This window comes from Acholeplasma granularum ATCC 19168, from assembly GCF_000526235.1.
Lineage (GTDB): Bacteria > Bacillota_I > Bacilli_A > Acholeplasmatales > Acholeplasmataceae > Acholeplasma > Acholeplasma granularum.
On record NZ_JAFR01000006.1, the window covers coordinates 230,796 to 250,356 of the forward strand.

General features: G+C 28.2%; 20 protein-coding genes and 1 tRNA gene. 18 read left to right on the top strand and 3 right to left on the bottom strand.

What is annotated here, in order from left to right; genetic code table 11:
- The first annotated feature begins 1 nt into the window (after position 1).
- From efp to G324_RS0101520, 8 genes are all read left to right on the top strand, one after another.
- Positions 2–559, top strand: a complete 558-nt coding sequence (efp, locus tag G324_RS0101485) for an elongation factor P (protein ID WP_025724632.1) — start codon at positions 2–4, stop codon at positions 557–559.
- A gap of 108 nt (positions 560–667) precedes the next feature.
- A complete protein-coding gene (locus G324_RS0101490) occupies positions 668–1,387 on the top strand; it encodes a pseudouridine synthase (RefSeq protein WP_025724633.1) in 720 nt (239 codons plus the stop codon).
- A gap of 54 nt (positions 1,388–1,441) precedes the next feature.
- Positions 1,442–2,110 carry a (d)CMP kinase gene (cmk, locus tag G324_RS0101495; protein WP_162146798.1) on the top strand — a complete coding sequence of 223 codons (669 nt, stop codon included), beginning with the start codon at positions 1,442–1,444 and terminating at the stop codon, positions 2,108–2,110.
- Positions 2,103–3,509 (top strand): S1 RNA-binding domain-containing protein, encoded by a 1,407-nt coding sequence (locus G324_RS0101500; protein ID WP_025724635.1) that lies wholly within the window; start codon positions 2,103–2,105, stop codon positions 3,507–3,509. The genes cmk and G324_RS0101500 overlap by 8 nt, the downstream gene beginning before the upstream one ends.
- 15 nt (positions 3,510–3,524) lie before the next feature.
- Entirely contained in the window at positions 3,525–4,841 is a 1,317-nt protein-coding gene (gene der, locus G324_RS0101505) for a ribosome biogenesis GTPase Der (RefSeq protein WP_025724636.1), read from the top strand.
- Complete coding sequence (locus G324_RS0101510; RefSeq protein ID WP_025724637.1) at positions 4,831–5,826, top strand: NAD(P)H-dependent glycerol-3-phosphate dehydrogenase; 996 nt, start codon at positions 4,831–4,833, stop codon at positions 5,824–5,826. Before der ends, G324_RS0101510 begins: the two co-directional genes overlap by 11 nt.
- Before the next feature lie 76 nt (positions 5,827–5,902).
- A complete protein-coding gene (locus G324_RS0101515) occupies positions 5,903–6,181 on the top strand; it encodes an HU family DNA-binding protein (protein ID WP_025724638.1) in 279 nt (92 codons plus the stop codon).
- Between the two features lie 134 nt (positions 6,182–6,315).
- Positions 6,316–7,275 carry an ankyrin repeat domain-containing protein gene (locus tag G324_RS0101520; RefSeq protein WP_162146799.1) on the top strand — a complete coding sequence of 320 codons (960 nt, stop codon included), beginning with the start codon at positions 6,316–6,318 and terminating at the stop codon, positions 7,273–7,275.
- 30 nt (positions 7,276–7,305) lie between these two features.
- On the opposite strand, the gene G324_RS07590 is transcribed toward G324_RS0101520, so the two are convergent.
- A complete protein-coding gene (locus G324_RS07590; RefSeq protein ID WP_025724640.1) occupies positions 7,306–8,499 on the bottom strand; it encodes a CPBP family intramembrane glutamic endopeptidase in 1,194 nt (397 codons plus the stop codon).
- Between the two features lie 104 nt (positions 8,500–8,603).
- On the opposite strand from G324_RS07590, the gene rdgB reads away from it, so the two are divergent.
- From rdgB to G324_RS0101565, 8 genes are all read left to right on the top strand, one after another.
- The gene (rdgB, locus tag G324_RS0101530) at positions 8,604–9,203 is read left to right on the top strand and encodes an RdgB/HAM1 family non-canonical purine NTP pyrophosphatase (protein WP_162146800.1); all 600 of its coding nucleotides are present in this window, start codon (positions 8,604–8,606) and stop codon (positions 9,201–9,203) included.
- Complete coding sequence (locus tag G324_RS0101535) at positions 9,163–9,609, top strand: metallophosphoesterase family protein (protein ID WP_162146801.1); 447 nt, start codon at positions 9,163–9,165, stop codon at positions 9,607–9,609. The genes rdgB and G324_RS0101535 overlap by 41 nt, the downstream gene beginning before the upstream one ends.
- Positions 9,599–10,474, top strand: a complete 876-nt coding sequence (locus G324_RS0101540) for a choline/ethanolamine kinase family protein (RefSeq protein WP_025724643.1) — start codon at positions 9,599–9,601, stop codon at positions 10,472–10,474. The genes G324_RS0101535 and G324_RS0101540 overlap by 11 nt, the downstream gene beginning before the upstream one ends.
- 17 nt (positions 10,475–10,491) lie before the next feature.
- The gene (locus tag G324_RS0101545; RefSeq protein ID WP_162146802.1) at positions 10,492–13,488 is read left to right on the top strand and encodes an EAL domain-containing protein; all 2,997 of its coding nucleotides are present in this window, start codon (positions 10,492–10,494) and stop codon (positions 13,486–13,488) included.
- Complete coding sequence (locus tag G324_RS0101550) at positions 13,478–14,521, top strand: hypothetical protein (RefSeq protein ID WP_025724645.1); 1,044 nt, start codon at positions 13,478–13,480, stop codon at positions 14,519–14,521. Before G324_RS0101545 ends, G324_RS0101550 begins: the two co-directional genes overlap by 11 nt.
- 44 nt (positions 14,522–14,565) lie before the next feature.
- Positions 14,566–14,766: a hypothetical protein gene (locus G324_RS0101555; protein WP_025724646.1), complete on the top strand. Its 201-nt coding sequence runs from the start codon at positions 14,566–14,568 to the stop codon at positions 14,764–14,766.
- A gap of 145 nt (positions 14,767–14,911) precedes the next feature.
- Entirely contained in the window at positions 14,912–15,271 is a 360-nt protein-coding gene (locus tag G324_RS0101560; RefSeq protein WP_025724647.1) for a hypothetical protein, read from the top strand.
- Between the two features lie 11 nt (positions 15,272–15,282).
- On the top strand, positions 15,283–15,984 hold the full coding sequence (locus G324_RS0101565) for a Type 1 glutamine amidotransferase-like domain-containing protein (RefSeq protein ID WP_025724648.1): 702 nt from the start codon (positions 15,283–15,285) through the stop codon (positions 15,982–15,984).
- A 148-nt stretch (positions 15,985–16,132) separates the two neighbouring features.
- Here the strand turns inward: G324_RS0101565 and G324_RS0101570 are convergent.
- Positions 16,133–16,208: transfer RNA gene (locus tag G324_RS0101570), tRNA-Lys, on the bottom strand.
- 116 nt (positions 16,209–16,324) lie between these two features.
- Here G324_RS0101570 and G324_RS0101575 point away from each other — a divergent pair.
- Both G324_RS0101575 and G324_RS0101580 read left to right on the top strand, forming a co-directional pair.
- Positions 16,325–17,866, top strand: coding sequence for a hypothetical protein (locus tag G324_RS0101575; protein ID WP_025724649.1), 1,542 nt, complete (start codon positions 16,325–16,327; stop codon positions 17,864–17,866).
- Positions 17,867–17,923: 57 nt separating this feature from the next.
- Entirely contained in the window at positions 17,924–18,559 is a 636-nt protein-coding gene (locus G324_RS0101580) for a Pr6Pr family membrane protein (protein ID WP_025724650.1), read from the top strand.
- On the opposite strand, the gene G324_RS0101585 is transcribed toward G324_RS0101580, so the two are convergent.
- A complete protein-coding gene (locus G324_RS0101585) occupies positions 18,556–19,500 on the bottom strand; it encodes a helix-turn-helix domain-containing protein (RefSeq protein ID WP_025724651.1) in 945 nt (314 codons plus the stop codon). The genes G324_RS0101580 and G324_RS0101585 overlap by 4 nt on opposite strands.
- Positions 19,501–19,561: the final 61 nt, after the last annotated feature.

Consider the following 19,561-nt stretch of genomic DNA (forward strand, 5'->3'; position numbering starts at 1 on the left):
TATGGTCTCAACAAGTGAATTTAAGACAGGTCTAACTATTGAAGTAGATGGACAAATCTATGTAATTTTAGATTTCTTACATGTTAAATCTGCGCGTAGTGGTGCAATTATTAATACTAGATTAAGAAATTTAAGAACTGGAAACATTCAAGAAATTACATTTAAATCAGGCGATAAAGTAAGTAAAGCTATAATTGATCGTATTAAAATGCAATATTTATATGCATCAGGTGAAACACATGTTTTCATGAACATGGAAACATATGAACAAATTGAAATTAATGCTTCACAAATTACTTATGAACTAAACTTCTTATATGAAGGTTTAGAAGTTGAAATTAACTTCTATGGTACTGAAATTATTGGTGTAAACCTACCTGAAAAATTAGTATTAGAAGTAAAAGAAACTGTACCTGGTGTAAAAGGTGATACAAAAACAAATGCGATGAAAGATGCATTTTTAGCTTCAGGCTTTTTAGTTAAAGTACCAATGTTTATAGAAGAAGGCGAAAAAATAATCGTTAATACTTCAAACGGTACATATGTATCTAGAGCATAATTTATTGTAATACTAAATTAAAAAGACGTTAATCGTCTTTTTATTTTGAAAACATATAAATTTTATATAAACATGCAAAAAACATGCTATAATATTTAGGGTGAAATAATGGAAAGATTATCAAAAGTCTTGGCACAAGCAGGCATTGCCTCAAGACGTAAAGCAGAAATATTAATCTTAGAAAAAAGAGTTAAAGTCAACGGCGTAGTAGTTGATGTTTTAGGTTTTAAAGTAAGTTCCAAAGATGTTATAACTGTTGATGATAAGTCTATTCAAAAAGAACCACTAATATATATTCTAATGAATAAACCAACAGGATATTTATCAACAACAAGTGATGAACATAAAAGAAGAAATGTACTTGACCTTCTAACACCTGATGATAAGCAATTACGTTTATATCCGGTACATAAACTAGAATACGATACCGCTGGTTTACTAATTCTAACCAATGATGGAGACTTAACTAAAAAGCTAACAAATCAAAGTTTTAGTATTCAAAAAGAATATATTGTTCGCACAAAAGGTGTAATGATTAGAGAACGTTTAAGAGAAATTAAACGTGGTGTTAATATCGGAACTAAAGTTATTAAACCTGTTGATGTTGGTATTGTTGAACTTGACAAAGAAAGTCAATCAACTTTAATTAAACTAATTATTACAAATGAATCAGCTAAAGAACTTAAAGAAATGTTTAAAAAATTAGGACACGAAGTTAAAAACATGACTCGAATTAGATTTGACTCATTAACACTAGAAGGTGTACAAAGAGGATCTTACAGACATTTGAAAGTACATGAAGTGAAATATTTATACAGAACATCCTAAGAAAAACAAATCATACAAAATATGGTATAATAAAATGTAGTGTGGAGGAAAAACATGGCAGGATTTAAAGTGGCCATTGATGGACCAGCAGGTAGTGGCAAATCAACTATTAGCAAAATGATTGCTAAAGAGTTGGGGATGACACATGTTGATACAGGAGCAATGTATCGTGCAGTTACCTTGCTAGCCATTGAGCGAAGAATCAACTTAAATGATGAATCTCAATATGATTTTTTAGAGACCATTCAAATAAGTTACCACGATGATCAAATCTATGTAGATAATCGAATCGTTGAAGATGATATAAGAAGTAAAGAAGTAACAGAAAATGTAAGTTTAGTTTCAAGTTTTCCATATGTTAGAAAAAAGATGGTTGATATACAAAAAAACCTTTCTACTTCTGGTGATATTATAATGGATGGAAGAGATATTGGAACGGTAGTTATTCCAAATGCAGACTTAAAAATATTTTTAGTAGCAGATGTTGTTGAACGTGCAAAACGTCGTCAATTGGAAAAACATAAAAAAGGATTCAAAGTTGATCTTGAAAAATTAGTTGAAGAAATTACAACTCGTGATCATAAAGATTCATCAAGAGCAGAGTCCCCATTAAGAAAAGCAGATGATGCAATCATCGTAGATACCACAAACTTAACTGTAAATCAGTCAGTAAAAAAAATAATAGAGCTGATACAATCAGCAAAAGGAGCAATCAATGAATGACTTTATATTCCCAAAAAAAGGACAAGTAATTGAAGGAGAAGTATTCCAAGTTAAAAAGAATTTAGTCTTATTATCTTTTAATGCTGCAACAGAAGGAACAATCTATGCAGAATACTTTGACCAACCTGCACCAGCAGATCTTAGAAAAGTTGTAAAAGTAGGCGATAAAGTACGCGCCAAAGTTGTGAAAGTAGTTGAAGAAGATCATACCTCATCAATACTTTTATCTAGACTTCCACTATTACACGAAAAGCATATTGAAAATCTTGAAAAAGCATTTAATGAAAAAACTCAAATAGAAACTACTGTTAAATCATTTAATGAAAAAGGTTTAGTATTAACATTTGAAGGTATTGAATTATTCTTACCATTTTCATTACTAGATTTTGAACTTAAAGATAAAAAAGAAGAACTAGTAGGTACTAATTTAGTTGTACTCGTTGAAGAATTTAAAATGGATCGTAAAAGACCTAAATTAATTGCAACAAGAAAACCAATTTTTGAAGCAAAGCGTGCTGAAGAACAACAATTACGTCAAGAACAACGTCAAGAAGAATTAGAAACAATTCAAACTGGTGATGTTGTTGAAGGAACAGTAGAATCATTTGAGGCACATGCTGCATTTATACGTTTTCAACATGTATCAGGTATGTTAAGAATTTCTCAAGTATCACACCATAGAATTGAAAAAATTGAAGACGCTTTAACAATTGGAGAAAATGTTAAAGTTAAGGTAATAAAAAAAGAAGGTAATCGTCTAGATTTATCTATGAAGGCACTACTTCCTACACCTTATGAAGCATTCATTAAAGCTCATAAAGTTGGACAAACTGTTAAAGGAAAAGTGGTTTCAAAATTACCATTTGGTGTTTTAGTTGAGTTAGAACAAGATGTCAAAGGTTTATTACATAAATCAGAATATTCATGGAATCCAAAAGATAATTTTGATTCATATATTAAAATTGGAGATGAGATTGAAGCTGCAATCTTAAATATGGACGCTAAAAAAGAAAGAATAGCATTATCTAAAAAGGTATTAGAAGACAATCCTTGGGCTAAATTAAGTCTACGTCAAGGTGAAGATATTACAGTACGTGTAGAATCTGTTGAAAAAGATGGTGTACATGTATCTTATCAATCAGTGGATGGTTTAATACCAACAAATGAGGCTCATAATAATCCAAAGGTAAATATAGAAGATCACTACCAAAAAGGTGATGAAGTTCTTGCAAGAGTAATCGAAGTTAATAAGGCAAACTGGGTATTAATATTATCAGTTAAACGTTTGTTAAATGCACAAGAACGTCAAGAGTTTGAAAAATATCTAGGAGATTCAGAAGATACTGAAAATATCACTTTAGGTGATTTATTCTCCGATTTAAATAAAAAAAATAAATAAAAAGAAGGTTTTAGGATGCCATTTACTGTAGCAATCGTGGGTCGTCCCAATGTTGGAAAATCATCACTTTTCAACCGTATATTAGGTGAGAGATTTTCTATCACAGATGATGTAGCGGGTGTCACAAGGGACCGTATCTATGCTCAATCAGAGTGGTTAACTAAGCGCTTTAGTATAATAGACACTGGTGGCATCGATATAGGCGATGCCCCTTTTTTAACTCAAATTAAACATCAAGCAGAAATAGCGATGGACGAAGCAAACGTCATCATTTTTGTTGTTGATGGATTAGTAGGTTTAACTGATGGTGATTATTATATAGCCAAACAGCTTTATAAAACTGATAAACCAGTTATCGTTGCCGTAAATAAGATAGATGATTTAGTACATGCAAATAATGCATTTGAATTTTATGCATTAGGTTTTTCTGATCCAATTGCAATTTCAAGTCATCATGGTATTGGAATAGGTGATTTATTAGATAAAGCATTAAGCTACATGGTTGATGAAGAGCCAATAAAAGATAAAGGTATCATTTCTTTTTCTGTAATTGGACGTCCAAATGTAGGGAAAAGTTCATTAGTTAACGCAATCATTGGAGAAGAAAGAGTTATTGTATCTGATATATCGGGTACAACAACAGATGCAATCGACTCAACATTTACAAAAGATAAACAAAAATATACAATAATTGATACCGCAGGTATAAAAAAACGCGGAAAAGTTTATGAAAACTTAGATAAATACTCTGTTTTACGTGCTTTAACAGCCCTTGAACGAAGTGATATTGCATTACTAGTTTTAGATGCTGAAACAGGTATACAAGAACAAGATGCTCACGTTGCAGGTTATATCATGCAATATATGCGTGGTTGTATCATTGTTGTTAATAAATGGGACAGTGTAGAAAAAGATAGTAAAACGATGAAGAAATACGAAGAAAACATTAGAGAAGAATTTAAGTTTCTTCCGTATGCACCAATCGTATTTATCTCAGCCAAAGAAAATCAAAGAATACATACAATATTCCCAGTATTAAAAGAAGTATATGAAAACTTTACTAAACAACTACCTACTAAACTAATTAATGATACATTACAAGATGCAGTAGCTATGAATCCACCTGCAATCTTTAATCAAGGTAAAGCTAAGTTTTCATATGCAACTCAAATTGATGTCAAACCACCAACTATAGCAATTTTTGTAAATGATCCATCGTATATTCATTTTAGTTATGAAAGATACTTACAAAATCAATTTAGACAAGTATTTGATTTAACAGGTACACCACTAAAATTTGTATTTAGAAAGAAGGAAAACTATGAAGATTAGTGTTATAGGTGGCGGCTCATGGGGAACAACACTTGCTCAAGTGCTTTCTGATAATGGACATGAAACCTTAGTTTATGATGTAAATCCAGTAGCTGTTGACAAAATAAATCATAATGAACACTCGTTTTTTGATATAAAAATTGAAGGTATTAAAGCAACAATTAATTTAAAAGAAGCACTTGATTTTGCTGATTATATTGTACTTGCTGTACCAACAAAATTTATGAGAGAATCATTAAAACAAATCAATCAATTAGCTACTAGAAAACTATATTTTATTAATGTATCAAAAGGTATAGAACCAGAAACATTAAAAAGAGTATCTGAAATTGTAAATGATGAAATTTCACCTTCAATGTTAGGTGCTTATGCAGTACTTACAGGTCCTTCACATGCAGAAGAAGTTATTTTAAGAAAATTAACTGTATTAACAGCTGCAAGTGACACCGAATGGTTTGCAAAAAGTGTTCAACATCTATTTTCTAATAACTCATACCTACGTGTATACACCTCAGATGACTTAATTGGTTGCGAGGTTGGTGGCGCAATAAAAAATGCAATAGCAATCGTTTCTGGTATGATGACTGGTTATGGATTAGGTGAAAATGCTAGAGCTGCACTCATTACTCGTGGTATATTAGAAATAGTTCGTGTAGTGGTATACTATGGTGGTAAAAAAGAAACAGCATTTGGGTTAACTGGTATTGGAGACTTAATTGTAACAGCTTCAAGTACACATTCAAGAAACTTCAATGCAGGATTAAAAATTGGTCAAGGTATACCAGTAGATCAAGTTATTAGTGAATCTAGAATGGTTGTTGAAGGTATACGTGCAATTCAAGCTGCTAAAGATTTATGTATTAAAAATAAAATAGAATTACCAATCATTGAAGTTGCATATGATGTAATCTTTAATAATATTACTGTTCAAGAAGGTATCCAATTATTACTAACTAGAGAATTAAAAGCAGAAACAGTTGAATAATTCTTAAAAAAATATATTATTGTAATGATGGCTTTATTATGATATAATTTAAACATCTTTAATAGGAGGATTAAAAATGAACAAAACAGAATTAGTTGCATTAGTTGCCGACAAAGCTGGAACAAGTCAAGTTCAAGCAGAAAATGTTGTCAATGCATTTGTAGAAGTAGTTTCAGAAACTCTAGCGAAAGAAGAAAAAGTAGTTGTTACAGGATTTGGTACTTTTGAAGTTCGTCACCGTGTAGCACGTAGAGGTAAAAACCCTCGTACTGGTGAAGAAATTATTGTTCCAGCTCAAAAAACGCCTGCTTTTAAAGCTGGAAAACTTTTAAAAGATGCAGTAAAAGAGATTTAAAGTTTAACTAAAGGATTCATTAAAAAAACACTATAGATACTTTATCTACAGTGTTTTTTTTAAAAACAGTAACAGATAGAACCATTAAATTAATCAAGTTAGGTTATAATAGAATTATTAGTGGGGTGATTAGATTGGATTTATTTAAATATGCTTTTAATAATGATGTTTCAAGTCTTCAAGCATCAATAGATCATATTAATATTAAAGATCAACGTGGAAAAACATTATTGCACCATGCAGTATTAGGTAGTGCTAATGATGTAATAGACTATCTTTTAAACCAAGATATTGATATAAACATTGTAGATCAGATGGGGGAATCAGCAATTTTTGATTGTGCTAGAAAAGCTAAATTAAATATTGCAAAAAAACTACTGGCTAAATTTGCAAAAGTCGATTTAAAAAATAATAAAGAAGAAACTTTACTTCATTTAGCAGCACATAAAGGTAATTTAGATATGATTCAGCTACTTGTAGAACATGGTGGCAATCTAATGTCTTTAACACTAGAAGATAAACTGCCGATTCACTATGCAATTTTAGCAGGACATTTAGCTGTGGTAGATTATATGATGGAAAATTCTAAATTATCATATTTTCATTTAGATAGTCATAAAAACTCATTTCTACATTATGCAACAAGAACAACAAACATCCAATTAATTGAATACTTTATTAATCAAAAACTTGATACAAACTTACTAAATGATTATTTTGAAACACCTCTTTTTAATGCAGTAAGATTCAGTACTAAAGAAGTTATTTTACTTTTGTTAAAATATGATGCTTATATTGATATAATGAATAGAAGATATGAAACACCTTATATACTTGCTAAACTTGATAGAAATGATGATATTACAGACTTATTAAATGAGTGGAAAAAATCACCTTATTATACAAAATTAATCACTGAACAAAGTTTAACGATTGCAGTTTTAAATAGAGATGATAAAAAACTTAGACACCTTATTGAATCAGGTCAAAAATTAAAAAAAGATCGATATAAAAAAGATGCTTTTGATTATGCGACGTTTTATAAATTAACACCTTATATTAACCTTTTAAGAGTATTTATTGATACAAGATAAAAAAAAGTCCAAGAAGGACTTTTTTAATTCTTAAGTTAAAAATAATGAAATAAGTACAGAGACTAGATTATATCCCATATGAGCTAAAATTGGAATTAATATATTTTTTTCATTTTTTAAATAAATATAACCAAATATAAAACCTGCACCAATATAAGGTAGACCGCTTACAATAGCTACTCTTATATCACCTGTAAGTAGTTCAGTAGTAACATGAATTAAACCAAAGACTAGTGATGATGTAACTAATGCCCAGTTTTTATTTTTAATTAGTCCAAAAAAAGATTTTCTGAACACTAATTCTTCCACAATAGGGCCTAGAATAACTGCTGATAATAACATGAAAATAAAATAAGGTGATTTAAGCATCAAATTAATTGCTAATTGGTTAGCAGAAATTTGTTCAGGAACTTGAAGAATTTTACTCAATAGGCTATTTACTAGTCCGATTGCTAAATTACCAGCTAATACGTATAATATACCAGTTCCAGCTTTACTTAATAGTGATGTATACAAATTATCGTTAGAATTTTGATTTTTTAAAATTAGATAATCATTTTTAATTATAGGTTTTGAAATAATTACCATTGGTATAGCAATAATAAGCATAATTGAAAATCTATATAAAGATAACAATGCCATCGTAGGTAATTTAGATTGTGGTACAAGATTACTTGAAATATCAATTGCAGTTGCAGCGATAAATGGTGCTTTATCATCAACTGGTATGTAGAAATTAATCTTAGCATTGTTTGACCAAACAGTAGTAATGCCATTTAAAATATCACTAAGTACATCCTCTTTAAGATTTATAATTGTTTGATCATCTATATTAGTAATTGTAAAGTAACTACCCTCAACATAAAAACTTGCAGAATCATGTGCATAAATTATGAAGTCACCATCTTCATAAATATCAACCAAAAACCCCTTATAGACATCATCAACATCATCAATCATACCTTTTCTTATAACTAAAAATGAATTTACATCATTTGCTGCAAGGTAAATAGCACTTTGTGATGGATTTGCAGGTTCATAAAAAAAAGTATTATTTGAAAATAGCAAACTAATTAGTGAAACAATAAAGATTGGTAAAATCATATATCCTAAATATAAAAAAACGTTATAAATATATATTTTTTTAGATTTAGGATCTTCACCCTCAGAATTACTATGTAAGGATGAAAAATCCTTTTCTATTTCTTCTAAATGTTCATACATGTGATAAAAACTCCTTAGCTTTATAATATACCTATTATACTAGAAAAGCCAATGATTTTCTAATAATGGTATAATAAATATAGGGTTATAGGAAGGTTGTCTTCATGATAGAATTAATAGTAGCATCCAATAATAAGGATAAAGTTAAAGAATTAAATCAAATTTTAGGATCAAATATTTTTTTACTTAAAGAATGTGAAATAAAATTAGATGTTTTAGAAAGCGAAACTACTTTTGAAGGTAATGCAGCATTAAAAGCATATGCGTATGCCAAACAATTTAACCAAGTAGCAATCGCTGATGATTCTGGATTAGTAGTGGAAATAATAGAACCATTACCTGGAATATATTCTAAAAGATATTCCGGATTAAGTGATCATGAAAATAATATTAAACTCCTTGATGTATTAAAAAACACAAACAATCGTAATGCAAATTTTATTTGCATCATTGCAATATCATTTCCAGATGGTAAAATATTTACATACGAAGGAAAACTTAAAGGACACATATCCAAAGAACTAAGAGGTATAAATGGTTTTGGATATGATCCACTGTTTATACCATCAAATGAAAACAAGACACTATCAGAATTGGGTCAAGCATACAAAAATAAACACTCGCATCGTAGTAAGGCATTAATGAAACTTTTGGAGGATAAAGATGAAATTATTAATTACTGGCGATATTCATGGAAGAGATGATGTACTACAAAAAGTACTTAAAAAAGAAAAGACTTTTGATATGCATTTAAATACCGGAGATATTGGTTTAGATTTTCAAACGATTGAAAATTCAAAAATGATTGCAGTTAAAGGCAATACTGATTACTATTTGGATTTGCCTACAGAGCGTTTAATTGAACATAATGGGTTACGTATATTACTAACACATGGTCACCTTCAAAACGTTAAATATGGCCTAACTGAACTTATCATGATGGCAAAAGAAATGGATGCCAACATTTGTATTTTTGGACACACCCATGATCCTTTTTATAGAAGAATTGACAACATCATATTTATCAACCCAGGAGCATTAACTGGTATCAAAGACAAAACTTATGCAATATACGAAGACCAGAAAGTGAGTATTATAAATGTCGATTGAAGAGCGTATTATAAAAACAGCTTGTCATGTATTTAACTTACCTGCTGATGACATAAAAATTGATTCTAGATTTAAAGGAGGAATGAGTAATTATACATATTTAATCTATGTAAAAAATCATCCATATGTTATTAGAATTATTGGAGAGGGCGGCGAACATCTTGTCAACCCTCACACTGAAAAAACACATTTAAAGACAATAGAAACACTAAACATTTCATCAGATGTTGTTTATTTTGATGTCAAAACAGGTATTAAAGTATCTAAATATGTTGAAGGAACACCACTATCAGTAGAAATGTCAGATGAAGACTATCATGATGTTGCAAAAATATTAAAAAAATTGCATGATGCAAAATTAACAGGTGCTGATTATGATTTAAAGGGGCGTTTAAGACGTTACGAAAAACTTTTAAAGACTTTGCCTAGTCCACATTATTACCAGCTTAAAATGGCATGGCTTACTTTATATGATAATTACTATATTAATTACCCAAAGGTCTTATGTCATGGAGATGCACAACGCTCAAACATAGTTAAAGGTAATGATAAAACATATTTATTAGATTGGGAATTTACAGGATTAAATGATCCATATTATGATATAGCATCCTTTGGTAATATTGATTTTAAAGATGCAGAAAAACTTCTTGAAATATATCTAGAAAGAAAACCATCATCAAAAGATTATGAACGTATTAGATTTTACCGTATGTACCAAGTTTTGCAATGGCACATTGTAGCATCATATAAACACGAAATTGGTTTATCAGAAAAACTTCACTTAGATTTTAAAATGATTGCTGAAAAATATTTGAATTTTGCTGATTACTTATTAAAACTAATAAAGGGTGAAGACGTATAAAAACTAAAGATATTTTATTGCTGGAACCAAACGAGCAATCAATTATTGAAATCATTAATTTTATAAATAACAATACACTAACTGTTTTGGAATACGAAACAGTTTTTATGCATTTAATTGATATCTATTTTGAGTTAGGTCAATATGATATTGTTATTCAAGAAGGTATAAAATATCACAAATCACGACCACAAGATAAAAATTATCCAAGTCTTGAACCTCTATATAAAAATATAATTAAAGCAAGCATGCAAGTAAAATCTTTTGATACAGCATATCAATATATTAATTACCGAAAAAATGTGTTACCTATTGCAGATAGATACTTTTCCGATTTAGACATCATTGAATTTAAAAGAAAAACGAATCAAAACTATATACCTGAAATAGAAAACTTAATTAAAGAATCAATTCCACAAACAATTAAACTTTACTTATTAAAAGATTTGATGAATTTATATATTGAGAAAGACGAACCCAATAAAGCGATAACTTTAATTAATGAATTAAAAAAACTTGACAATGAACACTCTTATATTCCAAATTATTTAACTGTATTATTAAAATTAGGAAACATTGAAGAAGCAAAATCAATAGCTAGTTCATATAGAAATCATCCTAAATATGAAATGGCTAGTTTTAAAACACTTCTAAAAATTTATATTAAAGAAAATGATGACCATAAAATAGCTATTTTAGATGCTGATTTTAGTCAAAAAATAGAAGGTGAATCATATGAATTTAGAAAAGAAGTATATGAATTATTTATTAAATATTATCAGTCAATAAAAAATAAATATCAATTAGAAAATTATACTAAAAAATTAAAATCACTTGAAAAAGAAATTAAAAAGACAAATAAAAAAAATGAAGACACTATTGATAAACAAGAAGTAAAAATTGTTGATCATACAAAACCTATAAATGAAATAGTCAAACCTAAAGAAAATATTTATCAAATGGATGTATTAATAGAATTATTTTCTTATGCGCATCAACTATCACATACATTAAGTTATAGAGAATATTTAAGATTATTGTTTATACATATTGATAAATATGTTAAAACCTCTGATTACATCATCTTTAAGAGTAAAGATGAAATGTTATATCATTATAAAAAAGAGCGACTCTATGATAAACAACTAGCCAGATCAACATATTCAAATACTATAATCGAATCCATTTTAAATGAAGGAAACGATTTATTTGGAGAGCCTAAGAGTTTTAAGTATGATAAAAACATTTTAACACTAAAAGAATTTAGTGATGATGTTGGATATATTTATGCATTTCCATTATATGATTTAGGTGTTTTTATCGTTTACCTAGACAAAAAGGTCGATGATCCTGGAACTTATTATGATTTATTTAAAGGAATTGCTGCAATTTGCTATGCGAGTATGAAAGATGAAGAAAAACTTAGTGAATTGAAATTAGAAACCAACTTTCTAAGAAATATTATGGGTTCTAGTCTAAATAATATAAGAATTCAATATGAGCACCATGCTGATTATAATAAAAGTGCTCAAGTACTATTAAATGTAGATAGTCACCTACCATTTGAGCTGTTTTTAAGAAATTTAGCTGTTCATGAGATTAAAAACTATGAAAAAGCATATGCTAGACTTTATGAAAAAGCTGGACAAATGGATATCATAACTTATCTTTATTTAAATAAACAAATTAGAGAAAAAATGATTTCTTTAAAAGATAAAGATGAAATTGTCATTATTTCTGTATTTGAAGATATTACAGAAATCCATGAAGAAAGAAGTCGCTTAATTGAAGAAGCAACAGTTGATTTTGAAACATCACTTCAAAACTTGAATGCTCTTAATAATCATTTAGTAGATTATGTTAAAGACAAGGGTTCTTTTTTACTTATTTCATTTAATGAGTCAATTTTACCAATCTATGGAAATGAAGTTACCTTAAAATTTTTTAAAGAGTTTGGACAAAGAACTCAAAAATTCTTTGAAGAGGGTACGGTATACCGATATGCGACGTATGAACTTTTCGTTTATTTACCGATTAATGATATACGTAGTGTAACAAAATCAATTAAATCATACTTAAAATATTTAGTTGAAAAAGAATCACTGGTCATACCATATGAGACATATGAACCTAAAATAGCAGTTATTCGCTACCCTGTAGTTACAGAAGAAAAACTCCCCCACAAACTATTTAGATTTTTAGAATTATCTTTAGATAACTTAAAAAGAAATTATCCAGAAGATGATTATATATTTTATGAGCATCAAATATATGAATCAGAAATGTTTGAGCAACAAGTAATAAATTACTTAAATCAAGCAATCGAAGCTAATCAATTATCACTTAATTTTCATCAAATAATCGATTTATCTCGAAACGTTATATGGCAATATGAATCAGAAATTATTCTGGAAAATATTGAAATTGATAGTAAATATTTACTAGCTATTGCCAAAAAAAGAAATAGATTAAAAGCTCTTGAATATGATCATATTAAAATGGTTTGTCAGTTTTTAAATGTACTAGAAAAGGAAACAGGAAAACTCATAAAAATCACTATTCCTATATCTAAAGAAACATTCTTTGACATCAACTTTAATCCATATATTTTCGGTATATTTCATGAATACGGTATTCCTTTAGAGTTTATTAGATTTAAAGTTAAAGGAGATAATCTAAAAACTAACCAATACATTAACCAAATCAATGAACTTACATCAAGCGGTATCGGGCTAGATACTACAAACGTAGATTCAGCACTATCATATCCATTTAACGCACTACATTTAGACTTTAAAAAAGCTGACCCAAAATGGTACGACTATATTAAAGTGATGCATGATTTATTCTCAAATCATCAAATGGCTTTAGTTGTAAGAGATGTTGAAACCATCGATCAGAAGGAATCACTATTAAATTTAGGAATTAAATATATTCAAGGTAATATATATAAATCAATTACTGCTGATAAACTATATTTACGCATTAAGGAGAGTTTACCCCATGAAAATTGAGCAAGCAATTAATAATCTTTCCTTTGATGCAAAAATTAGAGCAAACTCATCACTTGCCGCATTAAAATATGTGGATTTAATGATCGAGGACTTTATTGTAAGAGATGCTCATAATAAATCTGATATATTACTTGACGTATTTGGGTTACTCCAAGGACTTTTTGTTGCAATTGATGCACTATATCAATTATCCTTTACTGCAACTAAATATAAATATAATGTAAACATAAACTCTAATCGTACCCTAAGACACTTGAAATATTTAAGAAATGATATTGTAGGACACCCAACAAATAGAAACTATGAGGATGGTTCCTTTGGTTTTTCAATTATTATTGATGATGAAATCACTAAGGATAAACTCTCATATATTACTTACATTATTAGGGGTAAAAATATAAATAAAAATAAACAAACAATTTATTTTGATGAGGTTCTTAAAGCTTATCAACTAGAAAAAAACAAAGTTTTAGAAAACTTAGAAAGTTATTTAGCTAAAACACCTCATTTGGTAGAAACTACAGGATTAATCGTCAACTTATTTGAAAAATCTTTAAACAACATGGAAAGTATTGATGATTTATTAGAAATTGAAAGAAAATTTATAAAAGAAAATAATTTAAGTAAACATTCTAATCACCGCTTTTTACACCGATTAAATTTACTTAAGGATTGTTTTACATGGAAAGATAAAACTTATCAAGAAATCATTGATTATGCCAAACGTATTCAAATTTTGTCAATATATCAAATCAATCTAGATATCAATGATAAGAAAATTAGAATACCTGTCATAGATAAACCCGACATACTTAAAAAATTTAGAAACATAGTAAATAGAAATGCACTTTCAAGAAAGCTTATATCAAACCTAAATGATTTAGATCATCCATTATTTAATTCAGATTTAGAACAACTCATAAAACTAGTTAAAGATCCAGAGGTTAAGGGATTATTATTATGGTTCCAAAAAATTAGGGATAGAGACCATAGTTTCTTAATTGGTAAACTATTTAAAGATATATTATCTTAAATATGATATAATTATTAGTAGTTACAATGTAAGGAGATTAACACATGGCATGGAGTAATGATACATATTTAATTGGCGAACGTATACGCGTTGAAGGCGAAAGAGACTTAGGTATAGTCACAAGACTAGATACCCAACGTGGCTTAATTTATGTGATGTTTAAACGTCAACGTGAAGAAGCATATACTTATCCTGAATCACTTGAAAATGAAACGCTACAACCTCTTGTAGCAAAACGTATCTAATTAATGAAAATAAAATAAGGGTATTAACCCTTTTTTTATGCCTTTATGTGAAAAATTTGTATATGTATAATATACAGGCCATTTTTCATGACAAATATAGACAATGGTGCTAAAATACTAACATATTAATGAAAGGATAATGTTTATGACGGAAGCCAAAAATTATAAAAATTGGGTAGAAACTGAATATGTCAAGAAAAAACAACCAACAGTAGACGCACTACGTTCACTGAGTGTAGAAGACTTAAATGAACATATTAAACAATATAAACAATATATATTATCCTTAGTAATGGATCATGAACAAGAAATTCATGATGGAAAATTAACCAAACAAGCTGAAAAACAACTCAGACAAATTCATGAATTAGAAACCTTTTTAAATGAAGGTTTAACAAATGCATTAATTCAAATCATGCTTGATGAAGATATTATGCTTCATTTAATTAAAAGAGTACAAAAAGACCAAGAAATCGGCGCATGTTGCATAACACACTTTGAATAAAGGTGTGTTTTTTGTATAATAGAATTATGATAAATATATTAAGTTCAAAAACAATATACGACAAACCATATGTGGTTGAAAAATTAAAGAAATATATAAAACCAGAATCAAAGATATGTGTGATAGCATTTTCTTTTTTTGAAAAAGAAGATATGCTTCATAGTTATTATGAAGGATATAAAATACCTGATGGTATTTGGTATCTACACATACTTGAGCCCCTATTAGTTTATGGTATAAAACCAGAACAAGTTCAGTGGGTAATATATAAAAAAGATGATATCGAAAGTGCTAAAAGAAAGGTTGAAGAATCAGATATCATATTTTTACCAGGTGGTGCACCGGATTTATTTTATAAAAGATTGTATGAATATGATTTGATATCATCCATTAAAAATAGTTCGATTGTAATGGGACCATCTGCAGGTACAATGGTACAGTTTAACTGGTTTCATATTTCAAAGGATTATGATTATAAAAAATATCAATTAAGTGATGGTATTGGTTTAATAAGTGATTTTGGTGTAGAGGTTCACTTCAAACGTAGAAAACAACAAAAAAAGAGTCTAAGAAGAGTGAGTCACTACAACAAAAGACCAGTATATACAATAGAAGAACCAGGATTTATGATACTAGAAGACGGTCAAATTATCTATCAATACATGGCTAACAAATATTATGAAAAAGGTAGAAGAATAAAGATAAAAGCTTAAGTCTAAAAAGACTTAAGCTTTTTTAACGATTATATCATCCATAAAAGTCTATAATACTTTTAATAATTAAATTTTTATAAATATATTACATTCATACTAATAAAAAAATAAAAAGGTTTGATACTAAATCAAACCATATTTTTATAATTGGTACACCCTGTGGGATTCGAACCCACGACTTACGGATTAAGAGTCCGCTACTCTACCAGCTGAGTTAAGGGTGCAAATATTAAAGCATATTCATTGTAACGCAACAAAATTATAATGTCAATGAAAAAATAAAAGTCAAATTTATATTTTTCTCCTATTATAGTGTAAAGACTATAAAAGGAGATTTAATATGAAACAAAAATTATTTTATATTCCAATACTATTATTTTTATTTATTGGAATAGTTACACTTTATAATGAAACGCATGCAATAAATAATCCTGTGATTTTATCACATATAGAAGGTGATAATGTTTTTGCACTAGAAGAATTAGAAGATAATATCTATATTATATTCGGCGGTAATCGAATTATTAATAATGAAGACCCGTTATTGTTTTCTCGTAATAAAATAGAAATTAAAACACTTTATAAGAAACTTATTATTGAATATGCATCTTCTGGAAATATTCTAACAACGATTGATGTTGATGGAAGTTTAACTATTAGTACAACTGATTTTGCCTCTACAGGAGTTATTGAATTTAGAAGTTTAAATAGTTCTTTTGATTTAGATATGTTTGGAGAGGTATATTTATATTTTGAAAAGTCAGAAGAAATATCTAAGCCACCTATTGATTTAAAATTAATTGTGGATGTAAATCATCCAGAAGGTATTGAAGATATTAATTCATTATTTATTGCATGGGATAATTATGATGGTGATATTACTCATTTAATAGATGTTGAAGTCGATGAATATACACCGAATAAAACGAAGACAGGAACATATTTAGTGACTTTAGTTGTAGCAGACAGTTCAAATAATACCACACGTTTAAATTATTATATAACTGTTAAAGATATGGATGCTCCAGTTGTTGAAAAACCTAATGATATAAACATCAGTTATACTAAAACACTAAGTATGGATGAACTTATAATGGATATAGTAGCTACAGATAACTATAGTACAAATATAGATATAACAATTGAAAGTCAAAACTATGAACAAACACCAAATGTTGTAGGTAGTTATACAGTCATAATAAAAGTCGATGATAATGAAGGTAACATCACTTTTGTAGAAAGAACTATAAATGTTATTGATGATGTTGCACCAGTTATTGATGGGAAATTTGAATATAAAATAACTACTGAAGACACTTTATCAATAAATGAAATTATTAATGGATTAATTATTAATGATGAAGTCGATAAAGACTTATTAGTTCCTTATATAATCAGTAATAACTATAATCTAAATCAAAAAGGTGATCATGAACTTCTTATTGGAGTAAAGGATAAATTTAATAACGAATCAACTAGAAAAATCACAATTACAATTACTGATGAGATAGCTCCTGTATTTTATATAAAAATTCCTCCGATAATGATTCATCAAAATACAACTTATCATGTTGATGAGTTACTAGAGTTAATTGAATCAAAAATGGCATTTAAACTAGATAATTTAACAATTAACCTTAATGAATATACTCATAATGAGAATAAACCTGGTATATATAGAATTAAACTTTCAGGATACTCTGTAGATGAACGTATTGATATTGAAACATTTATACGTGTAAATGAACAAATATTAGAAGAAGAACCTATAAAAGATACTAAACACACAAATTATTTACTGGTAGTATTAGGTGCTTCAGTGGGATTAGGTCTAACATCTATTACAGTTATATGGTTTATTAAGAAGAGGCGAGTTCTTTAGATTGCTAAAATTTATATAAGTTTGTATAATATCCTTTATAAGGAGAATTTATATAAAATGACAAAATTTATTAATAAAATTAGAAGTGATATGAAGCTTACAAAAATCATTGTAGGTATCATATTCATATTTAATACTTATGCAATGATAGACCTATTCTTTTTAAATGAAACACTAACTGAAACGCTACATAGACTCAGAATGTTTACAAATATATCAAATATCATTATATTTATCGTAGTTGGATTATTTTTAATGAATCAACATCAAAAAAAATACTTTAAATATCTATCGGTTATAGGGTTGGTTGCTATATTGATGACTGGTATTATCTACCATGCATTACTAGCTGAACCGAATATGTCATTTCAAAACCACGTTGTTCATACAATTAATCCAATACTATTTCCAATTTTTTACTATCTATTTGTTACACCAAGTATAAAGTTGTATCATATGTGGGTTTCTTTAATACTTCCGCTAATCTATTTTGGAATTATACTACTTATAGGACCGTGGACTAATTGGTATCCATATAACTTTATGAATCCTACATACTCAGATCAAACTTTGGGTAGTGTGCTTATATTTTGTCTAGGTATTTTATTTCCTGTAATACTTTTGTTTACAGCAATACTAGTACTATTAAAAAATATTTTAGAATCACGATTAAATAAAAATGGCTTGAACTAAGTGTTCAAGCCATTTAACTTATATTTCTTGCGGTGATATTCATTTACAAACTCTATTAAATCAACATTAAAGTCACGTTTTATAATATCTGCCATAATCATCGTTTTTTCATGATTATCCTTCACTTCTAATACTGTAAAACAGCGATATAAATTTTCTTCAAATAGTTCTTTTTGATTCAGTTCAAAATAACTTAAAGCTAAGAAGTAGTAGTAGTATTCTAAATTCAAGAAATATTTTGCTTTAAAATTAAGTTTAATGCCTAAATTACAGAAGTTTATAACCCTTTCAAAGTCCTTAATAATACCTGAGTATTTAGCTAGTCTAAACAGCACAACATTATAAGTTATAATTTCACTACCAGTCCAAACCAAATTAGGATTTGATAAAAATGAAGATAGTTTTGATACAATTTGAGTTTTTTCTGTCTCACTTACATTATCTAATAGTGTAGATAATATAACTACCTCATGTGTATTCACAGTAGCTTTTTTTAAAATTTTTGGATAGTCAATTAACTTTGATAACTCAGAAACATATTTAATTTTATCAATTTTATTTAGAATATAGGTTTCGGTTAATTCAGAAAAGTTATATAGCATTAAATTTGTATAATCCATGATATACTTTGAGTTAATGTTTTCTTTAATTTTTGAAGCATTTATTAAATCTTTATTGCTAACAGCATTAAAATAATCTAAAATTAATTGAGTTTCCTTTGAGGCATAATTATCAAATTCAAGTAAAAGTATTTCCTTTTTTATATTTAACCTTTCAGAAAACGCATCTAAAAGATGAAAAGGCATTGCTGAACTGCCATTGATATATCTTTGATATTGTCTATTTGAAATGATGCCTTCAGTAAAGTCTTCTTGAGATAAACCTCTTGATACACGAAGTTGTTCGAGAAAAAGCGCCAAGTCACGAGAATCTTTATACAAATAAATTTCCACCCTTCATTATACGACACATATGTCGTGTTGTTTTGTTTTGATATTTAGT

Excerpts from the sequence above, each read along its gene's own strand:
- efp (WP_025724632.1), top strand. The coding sequence starts at position 2 with ATGGTCTCAACAAGTGAATTTAAGACAGGTCTAACTATTGAAGTAGAT.
- G324_RS0101490 (WP_025724633.1), top strand. The coding sequence starts at position 668 with ATGGAAAGATTATCAAAAGTCTTGGCACAAGCAGGCATTGCCTCAAGA.
- cmk (WP_162146798.1), top strand. The coding sequence starts at position 1,442 with ATGGCAGGATTTAAAGTGGCCATTGATGGACCAGCAGGTAGTGGCAAA.
- G324_RS0101500 (WP_025724635.1), top strand. The coding sequence starts at position 2,103 with ATGAATGACTTTATATTCCCAAAAAAAGGACAAGTAATTGAAGGAGAA.
- der (WP_025724636.1), top strand. The coding sequence starts at position 3,525 with ATGCCATTTACTGTAGCAATCGTGGGTCGTCCCAATGTTGGAAAATCA.
- G324_RS0101510 (WP_025724637.1), top strand. The coding sequence starts at position 4,831 with ATGAAGATTAGTGTTATAGGTGGCGGCTCATGGGGAACAACACTTGCT.
- G324_RS0101515 (WP_025724638.1), top strand. The coding sequence starts at position 5,903 with ATGAACAAAACAGAATTAGTTGCATTAGTTGCCGACAAAGCTGGAACA.
- G324_RS07590 (WP_025724640.1), bottom strand. The coding sequence starts at position 8,499 with ATGTATGAACATTTAGAAGAAATAGAAAAGGATTTTTCATCCTTACAT.
- rdgB (WP_162146800.1), top strand. The coding sequence starts at position 8,604 with ATGATAGAATTAATAGTAGCATCCAATAATAAGGATAAAGTTAAAGAA.
- G324_RS0101535 (WP_162146801.1), top strand. The coding sequence starts at position 9,163 with ATGAAATTATTAATTACTGGCGATATTCATGGAAGAGATGATGTACTA.
- G324_RS0101540 (WP_025724643.1), top strand. The coding sequence starts at position 9,599 with ATGTCGATTGAAGAGCGTATTATAAAAACAGCTTGTCATGTATTTAAC.
- G324_RS0101550 (WP_025724645.1), top strand. The coding sequence starts at position 13,478 with ATGAAAATTGAGCAAGCAATTAATAATCTTTCCTTTGATGCAAAAATT.
- G324_RS0101555 (WP_025724646.1), top strand. The coding sequence starts at position 14,566 with ATGGCATGGAGTAATGATACATATTTAATTGGCGAACGTATACGCGTT.
- G324_RS0101560 (WP_025724647.1), top strand. The coding sequence starts at position 14,912 with ATGACGGAAGCCAAAAATTATAAAAATTGGGTAGAAACTGAATATGTC.
- G324_RS0101575 (WP_025724649.1), top strand. The coding sequence starts at position 16,325 with ATGAAACAAAAATTATTTTATATTCCAATACTATTATTTTTATTTATT.
- G324_RS0101580 (WP_025724650.1), top strand. The coding sequence starts at position 17,924 with ATGACAAAATTTATTAATAAAATTAGAAGTGATATGAAGCTTACAAAA.